20 protein-coding genes are annotated in these 20,172 nt (G+C 57.8%); 14 read left to right on the top strand and 6 right to left on the bottom strand.

Annotated elements, in window-relative coordinates; all coding sequences use genetic code 11:
- Positions 1-73 precede the first annotated feature (73 nt).
- The 5 genes from IAE27_RS12675 (at position 74) to IAE27_RS12655 (ending at position 4,741) form a co-directional block, all read left to right on the top strand.
- A complete protein-coding gene (locus IAE27_RS12675) occupies positions 74-1,789 on the top strand; it encodes a solute:sodium symporter family transporter (RefSeq protein ID WP_004107149.1) in 1,716 nt (571 codons plus the stop codon).
- Complete coding sequence (locus IAE27_RS12670) at positions 1,786-3,279, top strand: sulfatase-like hydrolase/transferase (protein ID WP_004107147.1); 1,494 nt, start codon at positions 1,786-1,788, stop codon at positions 3,277-3,279. The genes IAE27_RS12675 and IAE27_RS12670 overlap by 4 nt, the downstream gene beginning before the upstream one ends.
- Positions 3,280-3,514: 235 nt before the next feature.
- Positions 3,515-3,862, top strand: coding sequence for a YidH family protein (locus IAE27_RS12665; protein ID WP_004107145.1), 348 nt, complete (start codon positions 3,515-3,517; stop codon positions 3,860-3,862).
- Positions 3,852-4,214 (top strand): DUF202 domain-containing protein, encoded by a 363-nt coding sequence (locus tag IAE27_RS12660; protein ID WP_004107142.1) that lies wholly within the window; start codon positions 3,852-3,854, stop codon positions 4,212-4,214. Before IAE27_RS12665 ends, IAE27_RS12660 begins: the two co-directional genes overlap by 11 nt.
- Complete coding sequence (locus IAE27_RS12655) at positions 4,211-4,741, top strand: hypothetical protein (protein WP_023321807.1); 531 nt, start codon at positions 4,211-4,213, stop codon at positions 4,739-4,741. Before IAE27_RS12660 ends, IAE27_RS12655 begins: the two co-directional genes overlap by 4 nt.
- A 53-nt stretch (positions 4,742-4,794) precedes the next feature.
- On the opposite strand, the gene dsdA is transcribed toward IAE27_RS12655, so the two are convergent.
- Complete coding sequence (gene dsdA, locus IAE27_RS12650; protein ID WP_004107134.1) at positions 4,795-6,123, bottom strand: D-serine ammonia-lyase; 1,329 nt, start codon at positions 6,121-6,123, stop codon at positions 4,795-4,797.
- 17 nt (positions 6,124-6,140) lie between these two features.
- Positions 6,141-7,478: a D-serine transporter DsdX gene (dsdX, locus tag IAE27_RS12645; RefSeq protein ID WP_004116631.1), complete on the bottom strand. Its 1,338-nt coding sequence runs from the start codon at positions 7,476-7,478 to the stop codon at positions 6,141-6,143.
- A 223-nt stretch (positions 7,479-7,701) separates the two neighbouring features.
- On the opposite strand from dsdX, the gene dsdC reads away from it, so the two are divergent.
- On the top strand, positions 7,702-8,631 hold the full coding sequence (gene dsdC / locus IAE27_RS12640) for a DNA-binding transcriptional regulator DsdC (protein ID WP_004107132.1): 930 nt from the start codon (positions 7,702-7,704) through the stop codon (positions 8,629-8,631).
- Between the two features lie 126 nt (positions 8,632-8,757).
- On the opposite strand, the gene emrD is transcribed toward dsdC, so the two are convergent.
- The 4 genes from emrD to tisB form a co-directional block, all read right to left on the bottom strand.
- The gene (gene emrD / locus IAE27_RS12635; protein ID WP_004107131.1) at positions 8,758-9,942 is read right to left on the bottom strand and encodes a multidrug efflux MFS transporter EmrD; all 1,185 of its coding nucleotides are present in this window, start codon (positions 9,940-9,942) and stop codon (positions 8,758-8,760) included.
- A 177-nt stretch (positions 9,943-10,119) separates the two neighbouring features.
- A complete protein-coding gene (locus IAE27_RS12630; RefSeq protein WP_049591448.1) occupies positions 10,120-10,953 on the bottom strand; it encodes a DMT family transporter in 834 nt (277 codons plus the stop codon).
- Positions 10,954-11,023: 70 nt separating this feature from the next.
- A complete protein-coding gene (locus tag IAE27_RS12625; protein ID WP_016807673.1) occupies positions 11,024-11,470 on the bottom strand; it encodes a GNAT family N-acetyltransferase in 447 nt (148 codons plus the stop codon).
- Positions 11,471-11,540: 70 nt separating this feature from the next.
- Positions 11,541-11,630, bottom strand: coding sequence for a type I toxin-antitoxin system toxin TisB (gene tisB / locus IAE27_RS12620; RefSeq protein WP_004107126.1), 90 nt, complete (start codon positions 11,628-11,630; stop codon positions 11,541-11,543).
- Between the two features lie 581 nt (positions 11,631-12,211).
- Between tisB and ivbL the strand changes: the two genes are divergently transcribed.
- The 8 genes from ivbL (at position 12,212) to IAE27_RS12580 (ending at position 20,159) form a co-directional block, all read left to right on the top strand.
- Positions 12,212-12,307: an ilvB operon leader peptide IvbL gene (ivbL, locus tag IAE27_RS12615; protein WP_004107123.1), complete on the top strand. Its 96-nt coding sequence runs from the start codon at positions 12,212-12,214 to the stop codon at positions 12,305-12,307.
- Between the two features lie 102 nt (positions 12,308-12,409).
- On the top strand, positions 12,410-14,098 hold the full coding sequence (gene ilvB / locus IAE27_RS12610; RefSeq protein ID WP_024274843.1) for an acetolactate synthase large subunit: 1,689 nt from the start codon (positions 12,410-12,412) through the stop codon (positions 14,096-14,098).
- 3 nt (positions 14,099-14,101) lie between these two features.
- Positions 14,102-14,392: an acetolactate synthase small subunit gene (gene ilvN, locus IAE27_RS12605; protein WP_004107116.1), complete on the top strand. Its 291-nt coding sequence runs from the start codon at positions 14,102-14,104 to the stop codon at positions 14,390-14,392.
- Positions 14,393-14,570: 178 nt separating this feature from the next.
- A complete protein-coding gene (uhpA, locus tag IAE27_RS12600; protein ID WP_004107112.1) occupies positions 14,571-15,164 on the top strand; it encodes a transcriptional regulator UhpA in 594 nt (197 codons plus the stop codon).
- A gap of 17 nt (positions 15,165-15,181) precedes the next feature.
- Positions 15,182-16,663, top strand: coding sequence for a signal transduction histidine-protein kinase/phosphatase UhpB (gene uhpB, locus IAE27_RS12595; RefSeq protein ID WP_160887321.1), 1,482 nt, complete (start codon positions 15,182-15,184; stop codon positions 16,661-16,663).
- A gap of 9 nt (positions 16,664-16,672) precedes the next feature.
- Positions 16,673-17,992 carry an MFS transporter gene (locus tag IAE27_RS12590; protein WP_004107101.1) on the top strand — a complete coding sequence of 440 codons (1,320 nt, stop codon included), beginning with the start codon at positions 16,673-16,675 and terminating at the stop codon, positions 17,990-17,992.
- A 145-nt stretch (positions 17,993-18,137) separates the two neighbouring features.
- The gene (uhpT, locus tag IAE27_RS12585; protein WP_004107098.1) at positions 18,138-19,529 is read left to right on the top strand and encodes a hexose-6-phosphate:phosphate antiporter; all 1,392 of its coding nucleotides are present in this window, start codon (positions 18,138-18,140) and stop codon (positions 19,527-19,529) included.
- 177 nt (positions 19,530-19,706) lie between these two features.
- Positions 19,707-20,159 carry a DUF1198 domain-containing protein gene (locus tag IAE27_RS12580; RefSeq protein ID WP_004116616.1) on the top strand — a complete coding sequence of 151 codons (453 nt, stop codon included), beginning with the start codon at positions 19,707-19,709 and terminating at the stop codon, positions 20,157-20,159.
- Positions 20,160-20,172: the final 13 nt, after the last annotated feature.

The raw sequence follows: 20,172 nt of genomic DNA, 5'->3' as shown, positions 1-20,172 counted from the left end.
GCCTTACCTGGATAAAACGCTATTCCTCTGTACCGGATAGCGCCGGGATATAATGACAAATAAGGGCTTTAAGATGAATGCCATACAAATTTTGAGCTTTGTCGGGTTTACATTGCTGGTGGCTATCATTACCTGGTTTAAGGTAAGAAAAGCGGATACCGGCTCGCAGCAGGGCTATTTCCTTGCCGGCCGTTCGCTGAAAGCGCCGGTCATTGCCGCCTCGCTGATGTTAACCAACTTATCGACCGAACAGCTGGTGGGATTATCGGGCCAGGCTTACAAAAGCGGCATGTCGGTTATGGGCTGGGAGGTGACATCGGCGGTGACGCTGATTTTCCTGGCGCTGATCTTTCTTCCCCGCTATCTGCAGCGCGGTATCGCCACCATCCCGGACTTTCTGGAAGAGCGGTACGATAAAACGACCCGCATTATTATCGACTTCTGCTTTCTTATCGCCACCGGTATCTGCTTTTTACCCATCGTGCTTTACTCCGGCGCGCTGGCATTGAATAGCCTTTTTCATATTGGTGAATCGCTGGGTCTGACCCAGGGCGCCGCCATCTGGTTACTGGTGATTTTGCTCGGTCTGGCCGGGATTTTATACGCGGTGATCGGCGGCATGCGCGCGATGGCAATCGCTGATTCCATTAACGGAATCGGCCTGGTGATTGGCGGCCTGATGGTACCGATTTTTGGCCTGATGGCGATGGGGAAGGGGAGTTTTTTACAGGGTATCGAGCAGCTGACGACGGTACACGCGGAGAAGCTGAACTCCATCGGCGGCAGCAGCGACCCCCTACCGATTGGCGCGGCGTTTACCGGCCTGATTTTGGTGAATACCTTCTACTGGTGTACTAATCAGGGGATAGTGCAGCGCACCCTGGCGTCAAAAAGCCTGGCGGAGGGGCAGAAAGGGGCGCTGCTGACGGCGGTTCTCAAGATGCTCGATCCGTTGATTCTGGTGCTTCCCGGTTTAATTGCCTTTCATCTCTACCAGGATCTGCCGAGCGCGGATATGGCTTATCCGACGTTGGTCAACAAGGTCATGCCGCTTCCGCTGGTCGGTTTTTTTGGCGCCGTTCTGTTTGGCGCCGTTATCAGTACCTTTAACGGCTTTTTAAACAGCGCCAGTACCCTGTTCAGCATGGGAATTTACCGGCGCATCATCAATGAAAACGCCCAGCCGGAGCAGCTGGTGCGCATTGGGCGGAAATTTGGCCTTTTTATTGCGGTGATCTCGGTGATTGTCGCGCCGTGGATCGCTAATGCGCCGCAGGGACTGTATAGCTGGATGAAGCAGCTCAACGGTATTTATAACGTGCCGCTGGTAACCATCATCATTATGGGCTTCTTCTTTCCGCGTATCCCGGCGATCGCCGCCAAAGTAGCGATGGGGCTGGGGATTGTTAGCTACATCACGATTAATTACCTGGTGAAATTTGATTTCCATTTCCTCTACGTGCTCGCCTGCACGTTTTGCATCAACGTGGTGGTGATGCTGGTTATCGGCTTCATTAAGCCGCGGGCGACGCCGTTTACATTCCATGATGCGTTTGCCGTTGATATGCAGCCGTACCGGCACGTGAAAATTGCCTCGGTGGGCATTCTGTTCGCGATGATCGGCGTTTACGCGGGCCTCGCCGAGTTTGGCGGCTACGGCACTCGCTGGCTGGCGGCGGTGAGCTACGCCATTACCGCAGCGGTCATTATCTATCTGATTTACAGCAGCTGGCGGGAACGCCGCTCCGCTCCAGCTTCCTATGCTATCGATGTGAAGGAAAAATCATGAGTCGCCCCAATTTCCTGTTTATTATGACCGATACCCAGGCTACCAATATGGTGGGTTGTTACAGCGGTAAGCCGCTGAATACCCAAAATATTGATTGTCTGGCCGCCGAAGGTATCCGCTTCAATTCCGCCTATACCTGCTCGCCGGTATGCACCCCGGCACGTGCCGGGCTGTTTACCGGAATCTATGCCAACCAGTCCGGCCCGTGGACCAATAACGTCGCGCCGGGGAAAAACATCTCCACCATGGGGCGCTACTTTAAGGATGCGGGTTACCGCACCTGCTATATCGGCAAGTGGCATCTGGATGGTCACGACTACTTTGGTACCGGCGAGTGCCCGCCCGAGTGGGACGCTGACTACTGGTTTGACGGCGCGAATTACCTCGCAGAGCTGACCGAGGAAGAGATCGGCCTGTGGCGTAACGGCCTGAACAGCGTAGAAGATTTACTGCAGCATGGGATAGATGAAACCTTCACCTGGGCGCACCGCATCAGCAACCGGGCGGTCGACTTCCTGCGCCAGCCCGCCCGCGCTGACGAGCCGTTCCTGATGGTGGTTTCCTACGATGAGCCGCACCATCCGTTTACCTGCCCGGTAGAGTATCTGCGCAAGTACCAGGACTTTTATTATGATCTTGGGCCAAAGGCTCATGACTCGCTCGCCGATAAACCGGAACACCATCGCCTGTGGTCGCAGGCGATGCCCTCCCCGGTAGGTGAAGATGGGCGCTATCATCATCCGCTCTACTTTGCCTGCAACGACTTTGTCGACGATCAGATTGGTCGGGTGATTAACGCCTTAACGCCACAGCAGCGGGACAATACCTGGGTTATTTATACTTCCGATCACGGCGAGATGATGGGCGCCCATAGGCTCATTAGCAAAGGCGCGGCGATGTATGACGATATCACTCGTATTCCGCTGATCATGCGCCCGCCGCAGGGCGTACCCATGCAGATCGACGCGCCGGTCAGCCATATCGACCTGCTACCGACGATGATGGCGCTGGCGGGTATCCCTAAGCCCGATATTCTGCCGGGGGATAATATTCTTAACGCCGATACCTCGCGCGGGGTGATGGTGGAATTCAATCGCTATGAGATTGAACATGACAGCTTTGGCGGGTTTATCCCGGTGCGCTGCTGGGTGACGGATGAGTACAAACTGGTGCTTAACCTGTTTACCAGCGATGAACTGTACGACAGAAAAAACGACCCGGATGAGCTGTATAATCTTATTAATCGCCCCGATTTCGCCGACGTTCGCTGTCAAATGCACGATGCGCTGCTTAACTATATGGATAAAATCCGCGACCCGTTCCGTACTTATCAATGGAGCTTGCGTCCGTGGCGGCCGGATGCCCTGCCGCGCTGGATGGGCGCTTTCCGCCCGCGCCCGCAGGACGGCTACTCGCCGGTCGTGCGCGACTATGACACTGGACTGCCGACGCGGGGCGTGAAGGTGGAGGAGAAAAAACAGAAGTTTTGACGAGTTCAACGCGCGGGCAAAGAGCGCTCGTCAGATATTGCCCGGTAGAAACGCGGCCCCGCTGGGCCATAACTTGCACGATATGGCCGCCCATCATCGGCCTGATAGCCCGACTTTAAGCAGCTGTCAGGCCTGAACTTTCTCTGAAATGGGGCGATTATTAATGCCTTCGGCTTTGGCTCTCAGGTAGAATCGCCGGTATTTTACGCAATCGGGAACCCATCAAGGAGTTATGATGAAAATATCCCGCCTTGGCGAAGCACCGGATTACCGCTTCTCGCTGGCCAATGAACGTACCTTTCTGGCGTGGATCCGCACTTCTCTCGGCTTTCTGGCCGGTGGCGTTGGCCTCGACCAGCTGGCGCCGGATTTCGCCACGCCGCTGATTCGCGAAATCCTCGCTCTGCTGCTGTGCCTGTTTGCCGGCGGTCTGGCGATATACGGCTATTTACGCTGGCTGAGCAACGAAAAAGCGATGCGCCTTAAGCAGGATTTGCCCTATACCCGCACGTTGCTGCTGATCAGCATTCTGTTGACCATCGTTATCGTGGTGGTGATGGCGCTGGTGCTCTATGCCGGATAATCGTCGGGCGCGTCGTGAGAGCGATCCGGGGCTGCAGCCGGAGCGCACGTCGCTGGCCTGGTTTCGAACCCTGCTGGGCTATGGCGCGCTGCTGGCGCTGGCGATTAAGCACCACTGGCATCAGGCGGGGCTTCCATTCTGGATCTCGCTGGGCATATTGCCGTTCGTTGCCATTATCCTCTGGCGCTATACCCGCAGCCGTAATCTGATGAACGTCGAGCAAAGCGATTTTGCTCAGCCGCAGGCGGTTCGTGACAAATTTTTGATCGCATTCGCAGTACTTTCCCTGTCATTGTTGTTTGCTGTAACCCATATACGACAGGTGATTTTGTTTATTAAGGATGTGACATGACAGGATGTCAGGCTGACTACGGTGACGATCGGCACTGCGGCAACTGCCAGTCTCTGGCGAGCGATATTCCCGTGCAGGAAGTGATCATTCATCGTCAGGAGTGTGAACGCCCCGAGCTCGTCTACCATCAGTTGAGCGCCCAGGGGGCAGTGGCTATCAAGTTTATTCCCCATCTGCAGCCCGCCGACGCCCGTCTGTGGGGGGATTTTCTTTGCGCGGTTTTCGCGATTTGGGTCAAAGAAGATGCTAATCGTATCGTCGTGCCGCTTTTTGAGGCCACGCTGCGCGCATGGCGCGGCGAGTCAGTGCAGTATGCTAATAATCCGCCGGGGCCGGCCTGCGCTGGCTGCGCCTGGCTAAGATTATGCGGTGGGGGCTGCCCGCAGCTGCGTCTGGAGGATGGCTCCAATGCCCTTTGTGAGGGATACCGGCAGTTTTATAGCTGGAGCGCTCCCTATATGCGCGTTCTGCGCGATCTACTCAATCAGCACCGTTCGCCGGTTGAGCTTATGCATCTGCTGCGCTAAAAAAATGGCGACGAAAGAGGCTTCGTCGCCATCGTATTCCCCTTGCTGCAGGTTTACCGTCCTTTTGCCAGATACTGCGCCATCTCCTCTTCCGGCACCATGCCGCCGCCGGTTGCCCACACCAGATGGGTCGCATTGCGCATCTGCTCAGCGGTGAAACCGTGCATCTGCTGATACGCCTGGCTGGCGCAGACCCGCTGCGGCCCGGCCATGCCGGCCAGAGCGGATGGCTCCAGGCGAATACCTTCTTCTTCGGCTAGCCAACCCAGCATATCGTACATGGTCTGGTCATCGAGAGAGTAGAACCCATCCAGCAGGCGCTCCATTGCCCGACCCACGAAACCGGAGGCGCGGCCTACCGCCAGGCCGTCTGCGGCGGTCAGATTATCAATCCCCAGATCCTGAACCGAAATCTGGTCATGCAGACCGGTATAGACACCCAGCAACATGCACGGGGAGTGGGTCGGTTCGGCGAAGAAGCAGTGTACGCTATCGCCAAACGCCAGCTTCAGGCCAAACGCCACGCCGCCGGGGCCGCCGCCAACGCCGCACGGCAGGTAAACAAACAGAGGATGACTGGCGTCCACTACGCGCCCTTCGCGCGCAAACTGCGCTTTTAGCCGCTCGCCGGCCACGGAGTAGCCGAGGAACAGGGTGCGCGAGTTCTCGTCATCGATAAAGAAGCAGTTCGGGTCGGACTCGGCGGCTTGCCGTCCCTGCTCAACCGCCACGCCGTAATCCTCTTCGTACTCCACCACCGTTACGCCGTGGCTGCGCAGTTTGGCCTTTTTCCACGCTCTGGCGTCGGCGGACATATGTACCGTCACCTTGAAGCCGATGCGTGCGCTCATAATGCCAATCGACATTCCCAGGTTGCCGGTGGAGCCAACGGCGATGCTGTACTGGCTGAAGAAGGCCCTGAACTCGGGGGTTAGCAGCTTACGATAATCATCGGTTGTGTTTAATAATCCCGCGTCGATCGCCAGTTTTTCCGCATGCGTCAGCACTTCATAAATGCCGCCGCGGGCCTTAATCGAGCCGGAAATCGGCAGGTGACTGTCTTTTTTCAGCAGCAGATCGCCGCCAATCGGTTGATGAAAGGTTTTTTCCAGCCGGGCCTTCATTGCCGGGATGGCTACCAGTTCTGATTCGATAATACCGCCAGTGGCTGCGGTTTCCGGAAAGGCTTCCGCCAGGTATGGCGCAAAACGATCGAGCCGGGCGTGGGCGTCCTGAACGTCTTCTGTCGTCAGGCCAACGTAGGGTAACCCTTCCGCCAGCGACGTCGTTGACGGGTTAAACCAGGTGGTTTCTTTCAGGGCTATCAGTTCCTCCAGCAGAGGAAACTGCGCGAGTAAATTGGTCATGTCAGCGTTTTTCATATTACGTCTCTTTGCGCTCAGATGATGAAAGAAAGCAGGAATGTACCGGCCAGTGCAAGCAGCGAAGCGATAAAGGTCGCTGTGGTATAGTATTTGAACGTTTCGTTAAGGCTTGCCCCGCAGTACTGCTTAACCAGCCAGAACAGGGAGTCCGTCACGATAGTGCAGCCAATCGCGCCGGAGCCGATGGCGATAGCGATGATTTCCGGGCTCACGCCGGGATAGAGCGGCAGCATCGGTGCGACGATGGCGGTTGCGCCCATCATTGCCACGGTGGCGGAACCGACTGCGGCATGCAGAATCAGCGCCACCAGCCAGGCCAGCAGAATCGGGTGCATATCGAGGTTCGACAGAATTACCGCCAGCGTATCGGCCAGACCGCTGGTCTTGAGGATGGCGTTGAAGGCCCCGCCTGCGCCGATAATCAGCAGGATATTGGCGATAGAGCCGAAGCAGTTTTCCGTATGCGTCAGCAGGGTGCTCATGCCCATATTCTGACGGATGCCCAGCACGTAATAGGCCACAAAGACCGCGATAAACATGGCGGTGATGGGGTTACCGATAAACTCCAGCAGCATATATAGCGTGCCGCCTTTGGTCATATTCAGTTCGGCGATGGTTTTTACCAGCATCAGGCCGATCGGCAGCAGGACGGTAAACAGGGTGGCGCCAAGCGAAGGCAGGGTCTCTTCTTTGCGCACTTCGAGATTGGCAAATTCAGCCGGAACCGCTTTAAACGGCAGGCGGTTGCCGAGCAGCCGCAGGAACAGCGGGCCGCCGACCAGCGATGCCAGCAGGCCCACCAGCAGACCGTAAACGATCACCGTGCCGATATCCGCGCCCAGCTTGTTGGCGACGAACAGCGCTGCCGGATGCGGCGGCACCACGCAGTGCACCGCCATCAGCGCCGTACACAGCGGGATGGCCAGCTTGAGCAGCGACGTGTTGGTCTTTTTGGCAATGGAAAACGCCAGCGGGATCAGCAGCACCACGCCTACTTCAACGAACAGCGTGATCCCGCAAATCAGGCCCACCAGCACCATAATGACGTCAGCGGACAGCCAGCGGCAGCGCTGAAGCGTCAGGCCGATACGCTCAGCCGCGCCGGAGACCTCCATCATTTTGCCGAGAATCGTCCCCAGCCCAATTACCGCCGCCAGGAAGCCCAGCGTGCCGCCAATCCCGCTCTCGATGGCGTTAACCATATCCAGCGGGCTCATGCCCATCATGGCGCCGACGAAAAAGCTGGCCAGCAGCAGCGCCAGAAACGGGTGAAACTTCAGTTTGACGATAGTTAACACAATCAACACGATGCTGATCAGCAGCGTGCTCACAACCCAGATCTGAGATTCCATACCCCACCTCGCCTGTGAATAATCTATCGCTATTGAACAGAAAAACGGCGCCTGCTGACAAACGATATAAACGGCCCTTCAGATGAACCAGATTGAATCAAAAAGGTGATTTTGCTCTAAAATTGTCTGTTATGTGTGCTATGAATCACTTTTATTCATCTTTAACGCGCAGCTGGCGCGAAAAATTTCTTACACTCGGCGGGGAATAGTGAAGGAGTAAGAGATGGAAACACTAAAAGAGTTAGGCACTCGCCTGCTTAACGGCTGGCAGCTATCGAAGCTGTATACCTTTGAAGTCGCCGCCCGGCATGAGTCGTTTGCGCTGGCGGCGGAGGAGCTGTCGCTGACGCCGAGCGCGGTGAGCCACCGTATCAACCAGCTGGAAGAAGAGCTGGGGATCCAGCTGTTTGTGCGCTCGCATCGCAAGGTAGAGCTGACGCATGAAGGTAAGCGGGTGTACTGGGCGCTGAAGTCCTCGCTGGATAGCTTAAACCAGGAGATTCTGGATATTAAAAATCAGGAGCTGTCGGGAACCTTAACGGTGTATTCGCGCCCGTCCATCGCCCAGTGCTGGCTGGTGCCTGCGCTCGGCGATTTTACCCGCCGCTATCCGTCGATATCGCTCACCGTGCTGACCGGCAACGATAACGTTAATATGCAGCGTGCGGGCATCGATCTGGCGATCTACTTCGATGATGCGCCTTCATCGCAGTTGAGCCACCATTTTCTGATGGATGAGGCCATCGTGCCGGTCTGCACGGCGAACTACGCGCGCCAGCATCAGCTACCGCAGAATCCCGGCAATCTTCGCCACTGTACGCTGTTGCACGATCGTCAGGCCTGGAGTAACGATTCCGGCACCGATGAGTGGTTCAGTTGGGCGCAGACATTCGGCATCGAGTTGCCGCAATCGTCGGGTATTGGCTTCGATCGTTCGGATTTAGCGGTGATTGCCGCGATGAATCACGTCGGCGTGGCGATGGGGCGTAAGCGGCTGGTGCAAAAGCGCCTGGAGAGCGGAGAACTGATCGCGCCGTTCGGCGAGATGACCCTGAAATGCCATCAGCACTACTACGTGACGACCCTGCCGGGCCGTCAGTGGCCGAAAATCGATGCTTTTATCCACTGGCTGCAGAGCCAGGCACAATTATGATGACCGGCTTAGTTTCATCCCGGTGGCGCTGTGTGTATGACCGGGCTACGGGTTTACCGGCGTCCGTCATTTTGTCGCCCGGGTAAGACGCGCCGCGCCGCGACCCGGGGAACCCGCAAAGAAGCCTTAAACCGGCTGCTGATGTTGATGAAACCGCGATGCCAGCGGCAGCCAGCACAGCAGAATCAGCAATCCCATCAGCATCATCAGCAGGCCGAGGCTGCCCTGGCCGGTTTGCGGCATCATCGCCGACAGCCACGCGAGCACGCCGGAACCGATGTTTTGTAATCCGCCCACTAACGCCCCGGCGGTGCCTGCAAGGAACGGGAAAGGTTCCATCGCGCCGCTGGTCGCCAGCGGAAACAGCATTCCTGCGCCAAAGAAGAACAGCGCAGCAGGAACCAGCAGGGTCCAGACGGTCATCACGCCCAGCAGGCCCGGTATCCACATCAGCACGCCCGCCAGCAGGCAGCAAATCACCGACTGCCACATCAGCGTCGGGAAGCGTTTGTTTGGCCGCCCGGCAAACCAGGCACCAAAGAACGCCGCCGGAATCGGCAGAATAAACAGAATGCTGACCGACATACTGCTCAGTCCCAGCACTGCCCCCATCAGCACCCCGGAACAGGCTTCGAATACGGCAATGCCCGCGAGGCCGCCGATCAGCATCAGCAGATAGCAGTTGAACGCGCCGGTACCGAACAGCGTTTTATAGTTGGTGATGAGACGGGTGCGCGGTGCGCCGGTGGGCCGGGTTTCCGGCATCCAGCGCGCCATGCTGAAGGTGACGCCAGCGCAAAGAATCAGCAAGAATACGAAGCAGGCCCGCCAGTTCCACAAGGTATCAAGAATACCGCCAATCAACGGGGCCAGCAGTGGGCTTACCAGAATTCCCATATTCAGCAGGCTATTGGCGTGCCTGAGCTGCGCGCCTTCATACAGGTCACGCGGCAGGGTACGCGCCATCACGCCGCCGACGCCGGTACCCATTCCCTGCAGTGCGCTGGCGGCGATCAACACCGGCAGACTATGGGTGGTAATGGCAATCAGCGTCGCCAGCATAAAAATAGACATCCCAACGAGGATCACCGGACGCCGGCCAACGCGATCGGAGAGCGGGCCGTAGAAAAGCTGCGAGACGCCGTAGGTCAGCAGATAAGCGGCCATCACGCTCTGTACTGCGCCTTCACGCACGTTTAGCGATACCGCCATATCGGCAATCGCCGGGATATAAATGGTCTGCGCCATCTGGCCGACGGCCACCAGCAGTACCAGCATCAACAACAAATTGAAGTTCTTATGCCGTTTCATGTCGATGAATACTTTGTAGAAAGTTGAAGGTAAAGAATATGTGACTGGCACATCCGCAAAACGATGGAGGAATCTACCATATTAAAATGACAGAACAACCCTGTAAGGGGGGATTATCGGGGATGTTCAGGCAGGTTTTGTAAACAACAATCGGCAACTAATGTTGCCATGTGTGGTTTACGACAGCCGCAGCAGAATCGCCCCGGCGGCAATGCCGCAGGCAGCCACGATGCGTAATGGAACCATCTTTTCTTTCAACAGGATAAACGCGATAACCGCGCCAAAAAGAATTGAGGTTTCGCGCAGGGCGGCGACCACCGCCAGCGGCGCCTGGGTCATTGCCCACAGCGCCAGGCCATAAGAACCCATAGTGCCAACGCCGCCGACCAGGCCTTTCTTCCAGTGCTGGCGCAGATAGCGGCTGGCCTGCGGGCGTCGGGCAATCATCGCCCAGCCCAGCAGACAGAAGCCATTCATAAAAAAGGTCCATAGCGTATAGCCCAGTGCGGTTTCTGAAAGCCGCACCCCGGTTCCGTCTACCAGCGTATAACCGGCAATAAAGCAGGCGTTGATCAGCGCTAATAGGATACCGGTGCTTGAACGGGATCGGCCGTTAAACGCCATCGCCAGTATCGCCAGGCAGATGACGCCGATGCCCAGCCACGCCAGCGGAGAGAGGTGGTCGCCAAGGAAGATAACGCTGATTATCGCCACCAGCAGCGGCGCGGTTCCGCGCATCAGCGGATAGGTCTGGCTCATATCCGAGACCTGATAGGTTTTCGCCACCAGCACCGTATACACCACCTGTAGCGCGCAGGAGACAGCAAGAAACGGCACGCTGGCCAGCGTCGGCTGGGGGGCAAAAGGGAGCAAAACCAGGGCGAGGAGCGAGGCAGAGCCGCTAACGCCAATCGCCGCGTACATTTTATCGCCGCTGGCTTTAACGATAGCGTTCCAGCTTGCGTGAAGCAGGGCGGCGAACAGCAATATACAGAATACGGTAATGGTCATTGCAGCCTGGCGCTGGGGGATAAATCGTCACTGGACTGTAACATGGGCGCGCTTTGGCAACCAGAGACAGCTAGAGCGAACAAAACAGGCGATGGGTGACCCGCGGTTCATCATAGACCGGGCGAAATCCCAGATTTTCATAAAACGACCAGGCCGTTGACGGCGCATGGGTGTTGAGAAAATCAAAGCTGGCGCCGGAGTGGGTAATAACCGAGACCAGCAGCTGATGCCCGATCCCCTGCCGACGGTGGCGCTCGCCGATATATAAATGGCGGATGCGGCCGGCTCGCGGCTGCTGGCTAAAAGGGTCGACATTGAGCCCGCAAACCCCAACCAGCTGCCCAAATGCAAAAGCGCCCAGCAGCTTTTCTCCCGGCGCGTTAAAGCGGTTTATCCCGCTCTGCCAGTTCTCCGCCAGGCGGCCCAGCATATTCAGGTTTTGCGTCAGGCTTTCGGCGCGTAGTGCCGAAAAACCGGGTTCGTCCGGGGTGATGGCGGCAATCAACAAGGGGGCCATAATTTTCTCCGTCAGGTTAGCCTGTAGAGGGGCGGTTTCCCGCCCCTCTCAGGTGCGACTTGAACCTGAATCAGCGGAACTGTTTCAGGACTGCATCAAGTAGTTGCAACACGGCAACCATGAGTTTCAGGATCAGAACAACGATATCCACTCCGCCCATACGCGTCTCCTCTGGTTCAGGAGCACAACCGGCTGGCGTACCTTTCCGCCGCCTGTTGCCAGCCAGGGTATACCCGTCATCATTCAGGCGCGACCAGTGGGTTGCGGGCTAAATGTTCGGGGTATTTGTTGACGTAACACAGTGTGCTCTTCTGGGGTTAAGGCGCTGACGGCACCACCCGTTTCAGCCAGGACTTTTTTTGCGCCGGTAAAAGTGCGGCCCCAGATTCACCCTGCGTACCCCCTCAGTATAGAATGAATACTGTATGTATGAACAGTATTTTTTGGACAAATTTGCATACGCGATCCATACTCTAAATCAGCAAAAACCGTCGTGAAAATTGCGCCTTCTTCCCCGATCGCGTATACTTTTTTCGTTGACGTAATACAGTGTGCTTGCGGCCACCAACCGTAAAACACCGAGCAGAAAACCTCGCCGCGGCGGGGTTTTTTGTTTTTATCCCGCCGCAAATTAATGTGATCTTCCGCGCAGTTTTTCCTGGTTGAAAATAAATCCATTGTGAAATGACAAAAGCTGTGTTTGTATAAATTCATTCCCTTTTTTGAGACAACAGGTCCCTAATGAACGCTACCACGCTGACTTCGACCCTACTACTAACCGCGCCTGCCGCGGTGGTCGTCGTGTCTGTGGTGGTCGTCGTCGGCAACGCGCCGTAGGGTCCGGAACAACACGAATTCCAAACCCCGCCGGCGCAAACCGAGCGGGGTTTTTCGTTTCATGCCCCCCGGTAAGTCGGCCCAGAATAAAAGGACTGGAGCATGGCAAGTTCGGGCACAACATCACAAAAAATGCGCTTCACTGGCGCACAGTTAGTCGTTCATTTACTGGAGCGTCAGGGGATCACTACGGTCAGCGGCATTCCGGGCGGCTCCATCCTTCCGATTTACGATGCGTTAAGTCAAAGCACTCAGATCCGCCATATTCTGGCGCGTCACGAGCAGGGCGCGGGATTTATCGCCCAGGGCATGGCGCGCACCGAGGGCAAACCGGCGGTGTGTATGGCCTGTAGCGGCCCGGGAGCCACTAACCTGATCACCGCTATCGCCGATGCCCGTCTGGATTCGATTCCGCTGGTGTGCATTACCGGCCAGGTTCCGGCCTCAATGATCGGCACCGATGCCTTCCAGGAAGTTGACACCTACGGTATCTCTATCCCCATCACGAAACATAACTATCTGGTACGCAACATCGCTGAACTGCCGCAGGTGATGAGCGACGCGTTTCGCATCGCGCAGTCCGGGCGACCAGGGCCGGTGTGGATAGATATTCCTAAGGATGTTCAGGCCGCGACCATTGAGCTCGATGCCCTGCCGGAACCCGGCGCCCGTACGGCGGCTCCGATGTTCGATAGCGCCAGCGTGCGTGAAGCGGCGGCGATGATTAACGCCGCGCAGCGTCCGGTGCTCTATCTGGGCGGTGGGGTGATCAACGCGCCTGAGCACATTCGCCAACTGGCGGAAAAAGCCAACCTGCCGACCACCCAGACCCTGATGGCGCTGGGGATGCTGCCGAAAGCGCATCCGCTGTCGCTGGGCATGCTGGGGATGCACGGCGCGCGCAGCACCAATTTTATTTTGCAAGAGGCTGATTTATTGGTTGTTTTAGGGGCGCGTTTTGATGACCGGGCGATTGGTAAAACCGAGCAGTTCTGCCCGAATGCGAAAATTATTCACGTTGATATCGACCGCTCTGAGCTGGGTAAAATCAAACAGCCGCACGTGGCGATTCAGGGCGATGTTGGCGAAGTGCTGGCGCAGCTGATCCCGCAGGTCGAGGCGCAGCCGCGCAGCGAATGGCTGCAGCTGGTGGCCGATCTGCAGCGGGAGTTCCCCTGCACCATTCCGCAGGAGCAAGACCCGCTTACCCACTATGGCCTGATTAACGCCGTTGCCGCCTGCGTTGACGATGAGGCAATCGTGACCACCGACGTCGGCCAGCACCAGATGTGGGTCGCGCAGGCGTATCCGCTGAACCGTCCGCGCCAGTGGCTGACCTCCGGCGGCCTCGGCACCATGGGCTTTGGTCTGCCTGCCGCGGTAGGCGCGGCGCTGGCTAACCCGCAGCGCAAGGTCATCTGCTTCTCCGGAGACGGCAGCCTGATGATGAACATTCAGGAAATGGCTACCGCGGCGGAAAATCAGCTGGACGTGAAAATTATCCTGATGAATAACGAAGCGCTGGGGCTGGTTTATCAGCAGCAGAGCCTGTTCTATAAGCAGGGCGTATTCGCCGCAACCTATCCTGGCATGGTCAACTTTATGCAGATTGCCGCCGGTTTTGGTCTGCAAACCTGTGATTTAAATAACGAAGCCGACCCGCAGGCGGCGCTGCAGGCGATTATCGACCGCCCGGGTCCGGCGCTGATCCACGTGCGTATCGATGCTGAAGAAAAAGTGTATCCGATGGTACCGCCGGGTGCGGCCAATACTGAAATGGTGGGGGAATAAGCCATGCAACAAGCGACTCATGAAAACGTTATTCTACAGCTCACCGTGCGCAACCATCCCGGCGTGATGACCCACGTTTGCGGCCTGTTTGCCCGCCGCGCATTTAACGTGGAAGGCATTCTTTGTCTGCCAATTCAGGACAGCAACCAGAGCCGCATCTGGCTACTGGTCAACGACGATCAGCGCCTCGGGCAGATGATTAGTCAGATTGAAAAGCTGGAAGACGTTGAGAAAGTGGTACGCAATCAGTCCGATCCCTCCATGTTCAGCAAAATTGCGGTGTTCTTCGAATAATCGCTCGCGGCTTGAACCGCGGCGCGCGATAGACAAAATCACTCAAGCCGCATCAGGGCGGCAAGTATGAGCATCCCCGGGCGCTTACTCAGGTAAGCGACTGGGGGACAGAGGCAGCTTGAAGGATGACGTTTATACCGTTAAGGTAAGCGCGTTTTTTATCCTCCCAGGAATCGCCATGACCACAATCGCCCTTATTGACGATCATCTTATCGTCCGCTCCGGCTTTGCCCAACTGCTGGGGCTGGAAGCCGATTTTCAGGTCGTCGCAGAATTCGGTTCCGGGCGCGAAGCGCTGGCGGGGCTGCCCGGCCGCGGCGTGCAGGTCTGCATCTGCGATATCTCGATGCCGGATATCTCCGGGCTTGAGCTGTTAAGCCAGCTACCGAAAGGAATGGCGATCGTAATGCTGTCGGTGCACGACAGTCCGGCGCTGGTGGAGCAGGCGCTGAACGCCGGCGCGCGCGGTTTTCTCTCCAAGCGCTGCAGCCCGGATGAGCTGATCGCTGCCGTCCGCACCGTGGCGGCCGGCGGCTGCTATCTGACGCCGGATATCGCCATGAAGCTGGCGGCCGGACGACGGGACCCGCTGACCAAACGCGAACGCGAAGTGGCGGAAAAGCTGGCGCAGGGGATGGCGGTAAAGGAGATTGCCGCCGAGCTGGGCCTGTCGCCAAAAACCGTGCACGTTCATCGTGCCAATCTGCTGGAAAAGCTGGGCGTCAGCAACGACGTTGAGCTGGCGCGCCGCATGTTCGATAGCTGGCAATGAACGCCTTTCTCTCCCGGCTGCTCTCGGTTATCGGCTGTTGCTTTATCTTTTCCGCCGCGTGGTTTTGCCTGTGGAGCATCAGCCTGCACCTGGTAGAGCGTGCCGATCTTGCGGTGCTGCTGTTTCCCTTCGGGCTGCGTCTTGGCCTGATGCTGCAGTGCCCGCGCGGCTACTGGCCGGTTCTGCTGGGCGCGGAGTGGCTGCTGATCCTCTGGCTGGCGCAGGAAGTTGCGCTGGCGCACCCGATAATATTGATGACCGGAAGTCTGTTGACCCTGCTGCCGGTGGCGCTGATCTCGCGCTATCGTCAGCAGCGCGACTGGCTCACCCTGCTGCGCCAGGGGGGCGCGTTGATCGCCGCTGCGCTGCTTCAGTCGCTGCCGTGGCTGCTGGAGGGTAAAGAGGGGCTGAACGCGCTGCTGCTGACCCTGACCGGCGGCCTGACGCTGGCTCCCACTTGCCTGGTGATTTGGCACTATCTCACCAGCACCGTCTGGCGGCCGCTGGGGCCATCGCTGGTCTCGCAGCCGGTGAACTGGCGCGGGCGGCATCTTGTCTGGTACCTGCTGCTGTTCAGCGTCAGCCTCTGGCTTCAGCTGGGGCTACCCGCCGAGCTCTCACGATTTACGCCCTTCTGCCTGGCGCTGCCGATTATCGCTCTGGCCTGGCATTACGGCTGGCAGGGCGCGCTGATCGCGACCCTGATGAACGCTATCGCGCTGATCGCCAGCCAGACCTGGCACGAACACCCGGTGGATTTATTGCTTTCGCTGCTGGCGCAAAGCCTGACGGGCCTGTTGCTGGGCGCCGGCATTCAGCGGCTGCGCGAGCTGAACCAGTCGCTGCAAAACGAGCTGGTGCGTAACCAGCGGCTGGCGGAACGCCTGCTGGAAACCGAAGAGAGCGTACGTCGCGAGGTCGCCCGCGAGCTGCACGATGATATCGGCCAGACCATTACCGCCATCCGCACCCAGGCGGGGATCGTCCAGCGTCTGGCGCCGAACAGCGCCAGCGTCAGGCAGAGCGGGCAGCTGATTGAACAGCTTTCGCTCGGCGTCTATGATTCGGTGCGCCGCCTGCTGGGCCGCCTGCGCCCGCGCCAGCTGGACGATCTGACGCTTGAGCAGGCGGTTCGCTCGCTGATGCGCGAAATGGAGCTGGAGGATCGCGGTATGGTCAGCCATCTGGAGTGGCGTATTGATGAGTCGCTGCTGAGTGAAAACCAGCGAGTCACCCTGTTCCGCGTTTGTCAGGAGGGGCTGAATAATATTGTCAAACACGCCAGCGCCAGCGCCGTCACGCTGCAGGGCTGGCAGCAGGAGCAGCGGCTGATGCTGGTGCTGGAGGACGACGGCTGCGGCCTGCCGCCGGGCTCCGGTCAGCAGGGCTTTGGCCTCACCGGCATGCGCGAACGCGTCAGCGCGCTGGGCGGCACCTTAACCATCTCCTGCACCCACGGCACCCGCGTTTGCGTCAGCCTGCCGCTGCGCTACGCCTGAGGAACGACGATGTTTGCCTTTTTGAAATCTCCGCCCGATGCTCCGCCGATTACCGATAAACAGGCGCTGGACGAGCGCTACCGCTACTGGCGTCGACATATTCTGCTGACCATCTGGCTGGGCTATGCGCTGTTTTATTTTACGCGTAAAAGCTTTAATGCCGCCGTGCCGGAAATCCTCGCCAGCAACGTACTGACGCGTAGCGATATCGGTCTGCTGGCAACGCTGTTCTACATCACCTACGGGCTATCGAAGTTTTTCTCCGGTATTGTCAGCGACCGCTCTGATGCTCGCTATTTTATGGGGATTGGTCTGGTCGCCACCGGCGTAGTGAATATCCTGTTTGGCTTTTCCACTTCGCTGTGGGCCTTCGCGCTGCTGTGGGCCCTGAACGCCTTCTTCCAGGGCTGGGGGTCGCCGGTGTGCGCGCGTCTGCTGACGGCCTGGTATTCGCGTACCGAACGCGGCGGCTGGTGGGCGTTGTGGAACACGGCGCATAACGTCGGCGGGGCGCTGATCCCGATGGTGGTTGGCGCGGCGGCGCTGCACTACGGCTGGCGAACGGGAATGATGATTGCCGGCATGCTGGCGATCCTCGCCGGGCTGTTTCTCTGCTGGCGGCTGCGCGACCGGCCGCAGGCGGTAGGGCTGCCCGCAGTAGGCGACTGGCGTCACGATGAACTGGAGATTGCCCAGCAGCAGGAAGGGGTAGGGCTGACCCGCAAAGAGATCCTCACCAAATACGTGCTGTTGAATCCCTATATCTGGCTGCTCTCGCTGTGCTACGTGCTGGTGTATGTGGTGCGAGCAGCGATTAACGACTGGGGCAATCTCTATATGTCGGAAACGCTCGGCGTTGATCTGGTCACGGCGAATTCTGCGGTCACCATGTTCGAGGTAGGCGGTTTTATCGGCGCGCTGGTGGCGGGCTGGGGCTCGGATAAGCTGTTTAACGGCAATCGCGGGCCGATGAACCTGATTTTCGCCGCCGGGATTTTGCTGTCGGTCGGCGGCCTGTGGCTGATGCCGTTCGCCAGCTACGTGATGCAGGCGGCCTGTTTCTTTACCGCCGGCTTTTTCGTTTTTGGCCCGCAGATGCTGATTGGCATGGCGGCGGCGGAGTGCTCGCACAAAGAGGCGGCGGGGGCGGCAACCGGCTTTGTCGGGCTGTTTGCCTATCTTGGCGCGTCGCTCTCCGGCTGGCCGCTGGCGCAGGTCATGGAGATCTGGCACTGGAGCGGTTTTTTCGTGGTCATCGCCATTGCTGCCGGCATCTCTGCTCTGCTGCTGCTGCCGTTTCTAAATGCCCAGGCGCCGCGAGAAGCGTGATCTGCCTCACCTTTCTCCGCCGAATGGCGTAAAACTAAGAAATTTTCCCGGTTTCGCCTGGACGCTGTCTCAGGCGGGTCTTCCGGCTGATTTTTACAATGCCTGCTATTCGCAGGTAGTAAATCAGCTCAGGAGTCACCCAATCATGCTGGCCTTCTTAAACCAGGTGCGCAAGCCTACCCTGGACCTGCCGCTCGAAGCGCGGCGCAAAATGTGGTTCAAACCGTTCATGCAGTCGTATCTGGTGGTTTTCATCGGCTATCTGACCATGTACCTGATCCGCAAAAACTTTAATATCGCGCAGAACGACATGATCTCCACCTACGGGTTGAGCATGACGCAGCTGGGGATGATCGGCCTCGGGTTCTCTATCACCTACGGCGTGGGTAAAACGCTGGTTTCTTACTACGCAGACGGTAAGAACACCAAGCAGTTCCTGCCGTTTATGCTGATCCTCTCGGCCATTTGTATGCTCGGCTTCAGCGCCAGCATGGGCGCGGGGTCGACCAGCCTGTTCCTGATGATCGCCTTCTACGCCCTGAGCGGCTTTTTCCAGAGCACCGGCGGGTCGTGCAGCTATTCGACCATTACCAAGTGGACGCCCCGCCGTAAACGCGGCACCTTCCTCGGCTTCTGGAATATCTCTCACAACCTCGGTGGCGCCGGCGCCGCGGGCGTGGCGCTGTTTGGCGCGAACTATCTGTTCGACGGCCACGTCATCGGGATGTTTATCTTCCCGTCGATTATTGCGCTAATCGTCGGTTTTATCGGCCTGCGCTTCGGCAGCGACTCCCCGGAATCTTACGGTCTCGGTAACGCCGAAGAGCTGTTTGGCGAAGAGATCAGCGAAGAGGATAAAGAGACGGAAGAGAACGCCATGACCAAATGGCAGATCTTTGTCGAGTACGTGCTGAAGAACAAAGTTATCTGGCTGCTGTGTTTCTCCAACATCTTTCTGTACGTGGTGCGCATCGGCATTGACCAGTGGTCCACCGTTTACGCTTTCCAGGAGCTGAAGCTCTCCAAAGAAGTGGCGATTCAGGGCTTTACCCTTTTTGAAGTAGGCGCGCTGGTCGGCACGCTGCTATGGGGCTGGCTGTCGGATCTGGCAAACGGTCGTCGGGCGCTGGTAGCCTGCATTGCGCTGGCGCTGATTATCGCCACCCTTGGGGTTTATCAGCACGCCAGTAACCAGTACGTTTATCTCGCATCGCTGTTTGCGCTGGGTTTCCTGGTTTTTGGCCCGCAGCTGCTGATCGGCGTTGCCGCAGTAGGCTTTGTGCCGAAAAAAGCGATTGGCGCAGCCGACGGGATCAAGGGCACCTTTGCCTATCTGATCGGCGATAGCTTCGCCAAGCTCGGCCTCGGGATGATCGCCGACGGAACGCCGATTTTTGGCCTCACCGGCTGGGCGGGGACCTTTGCGGCGCTGGATGCGGCGGCAATTGGCTGCATCTGCCTGATGGCCATCGTTGCGGTGTTTGAAGAACGTAAAATCCGCCGTCAGAAAAAGACACAAACTTTGCAGACTGCCTGAGTCATTGGGTGTGAGTCACTTTGCCCGGCCTTTGCGCCGGGCTTTTTTATACCTCTTGCCGGGCGGTTTGATGATAGCGAGACGAGGTCGCGATAAGTCACATTCTGGTACCACCGACAGTCGACAGCGGGCAATTTCCCATTATGATAGTGGTGCTGCGATTGAATGAGAGGATGCATGATCTGGTTAGGATTGGCCACGCTGATAGTGGTATTTGTTGTGGGATTTCGGGTACTTACCTCTGATTCACGCCGTGCGATTCGCCGTCTGAGCGAACGGTTAGGCATTACGCCGGTACCGCTGGAATCGATGATCGATCAGCTGGGAAAAACGGCCGGTAACGAGTATCTGCGCTACCTGGAACGGCCGAATGAAGCGCATTTGCAAAATGCCGCTCAGGTGCTGCTGATTTGGCAGACTGCTATCGTCGACGGCAGCGAGCAGAACCTGCATTACTGGTATCGGTTGATGAAAAAGGCCCGCCTCGCGGCGCCAATTACCGAAGCGCAAATTCGCCTCGCGCAAGGTTTCCTTCGCGAGCTGGAGCCGGAAGTGAGCGAGCTGCACGCTTTACAGGAGCGCTATAACACGCTGTTTTTACCCGAAGATGGCGTCCACTGGCTACACTGATAGCGCTTCCCTG

The sequence above is a fragment of the Klebsiella sp. S69 genome (genome assembly GCF_016516145.1).
Lineage (GTDB): Bacteria > Pseudomonadota > Gammaproteobacteria > Enterobacterales > Enterobacteriaceae > Klebsiella > Klebsiella oxytoca.
The sequence above is the reverse complement of the archived record's forward strand: the minus strand, read 5'-3'. Positions and strand labels throughout refer to the sequence as shown.

What these genes read in the sequence shown, in the direction of transcription:
- IAE27_RS12675 (WP_004107149.1), top strand. Translation starts at nt 74, where the DNA reads ATGAATGCCATACAAATTTTGAGCTTTGTCGGGTTTACATTGCTGGTG.
- IAE27_RS12670 (WP_004107147.1), top strand. Translation starts at nt 1,786, where the DNA reads ATGAGTCGCCCCAATTTCCTGTTTATTATGACCGATACCCAGGCTACC.
- IAE27_RS12665 (WP_004107145.1), top strand. Translation starts at nt 3,515, where the DNA reads ATGAAAATATCCCGCCTTGGCGAAGCACCGGATTACCGCTTCTCGCTG.
- IAE27_RS12660 (WP_004107142.1), top strand. Translation starts at nt 3,852, where the DNA reads ATGCCGGATAATCGTCGGGCGCGTCGTGAGAGCGATCCGGGGCTGCAG.
- IAE27_RS12655 (WP_023321807.1), top strand. Translation starts at nt 4,211, where the DNA reads ATGACAGGATGTCAGGCTGACTACGGTGACGATCGGCACTGCGGCAAC.
- dsdA (WP_004107134.1), bottom strand. Translation starts at nt 6,123, where the DNA reads ATGAAAAACGCTGACATGACCAATTTACTCGCGCAGTTTCCTCTGCTG.
- dsdX (WP_004116631.1), bottom strand. Translation starts at nt 7,478, where the DNA reads ATGGAATCTCAGATCTGGGTTGTGAGCACGCTGCTGATCAGCATCGTG.
- dsdC (WP_004107132.1), top strand. Translation starts at nt 7,702, where the DNA reads ATGGAAACACTAAAAGAGTTAGGCACTCGCCTGCTTAACGGCTGGCAG.
- emrD (WP_004107131.1), bottom strand. Translation starts at nt 9,942, where the DNA reads ATGAAACGGCATAAGAACTTCAATTTGTTGTTGATGCTGGTACTGCTG.
- IAE27_RS12630 (WP_049591448.1), bottom strand. Translation starts at nt 10,953, where the DNA reads ATGACCATTACCGTATTCTGTATATTGCTGTTCGCCGCCCTGCTTCAC.
- IAE27_RS12625 (WP_016807673.1), bottom strand. Translation starts at nt 11,470, where the DNA reads ATGGCCCCCTTGTTGATTGCCGCCATCACCCCGGACGAACCCGGTTTT.
- tisB (WP_004107126.1), bottom strand. Translation starts at nt 11,630, where the DNA reads ATGGGCGGAGTGGATATCGTTGTTCTGATCCTGAAACTCATGGTTGCC.
- ivbL (WP_004107123.1), top strand. Translation starts at nt 12,212, where the DNA reads ATGAACGCTACCACGCTGACTTCGACCCTACTACTAACCGCGCCTGCC.
- ilvB (WP_024274843.1), top strand. Translation starts at nt 12,410, where the DNA reads ATGGCAAGTTCGGGCACAACATCACAAAAAATGCGCTTCACTGGCGCA.
- ilvN (WP_004107116.1), top strand. Translation starts at nt 14,102, where the DNA reads ATGCAACAAGCGACTCATGAAAACGTTATTCTACAGCTCACCGTGCGC.
- uhpA (WP_004107112.1), top strand. Translation starts at nt 14,571, where the DNA reads ATGACCACAATCGCCCTTATTGACGATCATCTTATCGTCCGCTCCGGC.
- IAE27_RS12590 (WP_004107101.1), top strand. Translation starts at nt 16,673, where the DNA reads ATGTTTGCCTTTTTGAAATCTCCGCCCGATGCTCCGCCGATTACCGAT.
- uhpT (WP_004107098.1), top strand. Translation starts at nt 18,138, where the DNA reads ATGCTGGCCTTCTTAAACCAGGTGCGCAAGCCTACCCTGGACCTGCCG.
- IAE27_RS12580 (WP_004116616.1), top strand. Translation starts at nt 19,707, where the DNA reads ATGATCTGGTTAGGATTGGCCACGCTGATAGTGGTATTTGTTGTGGGA.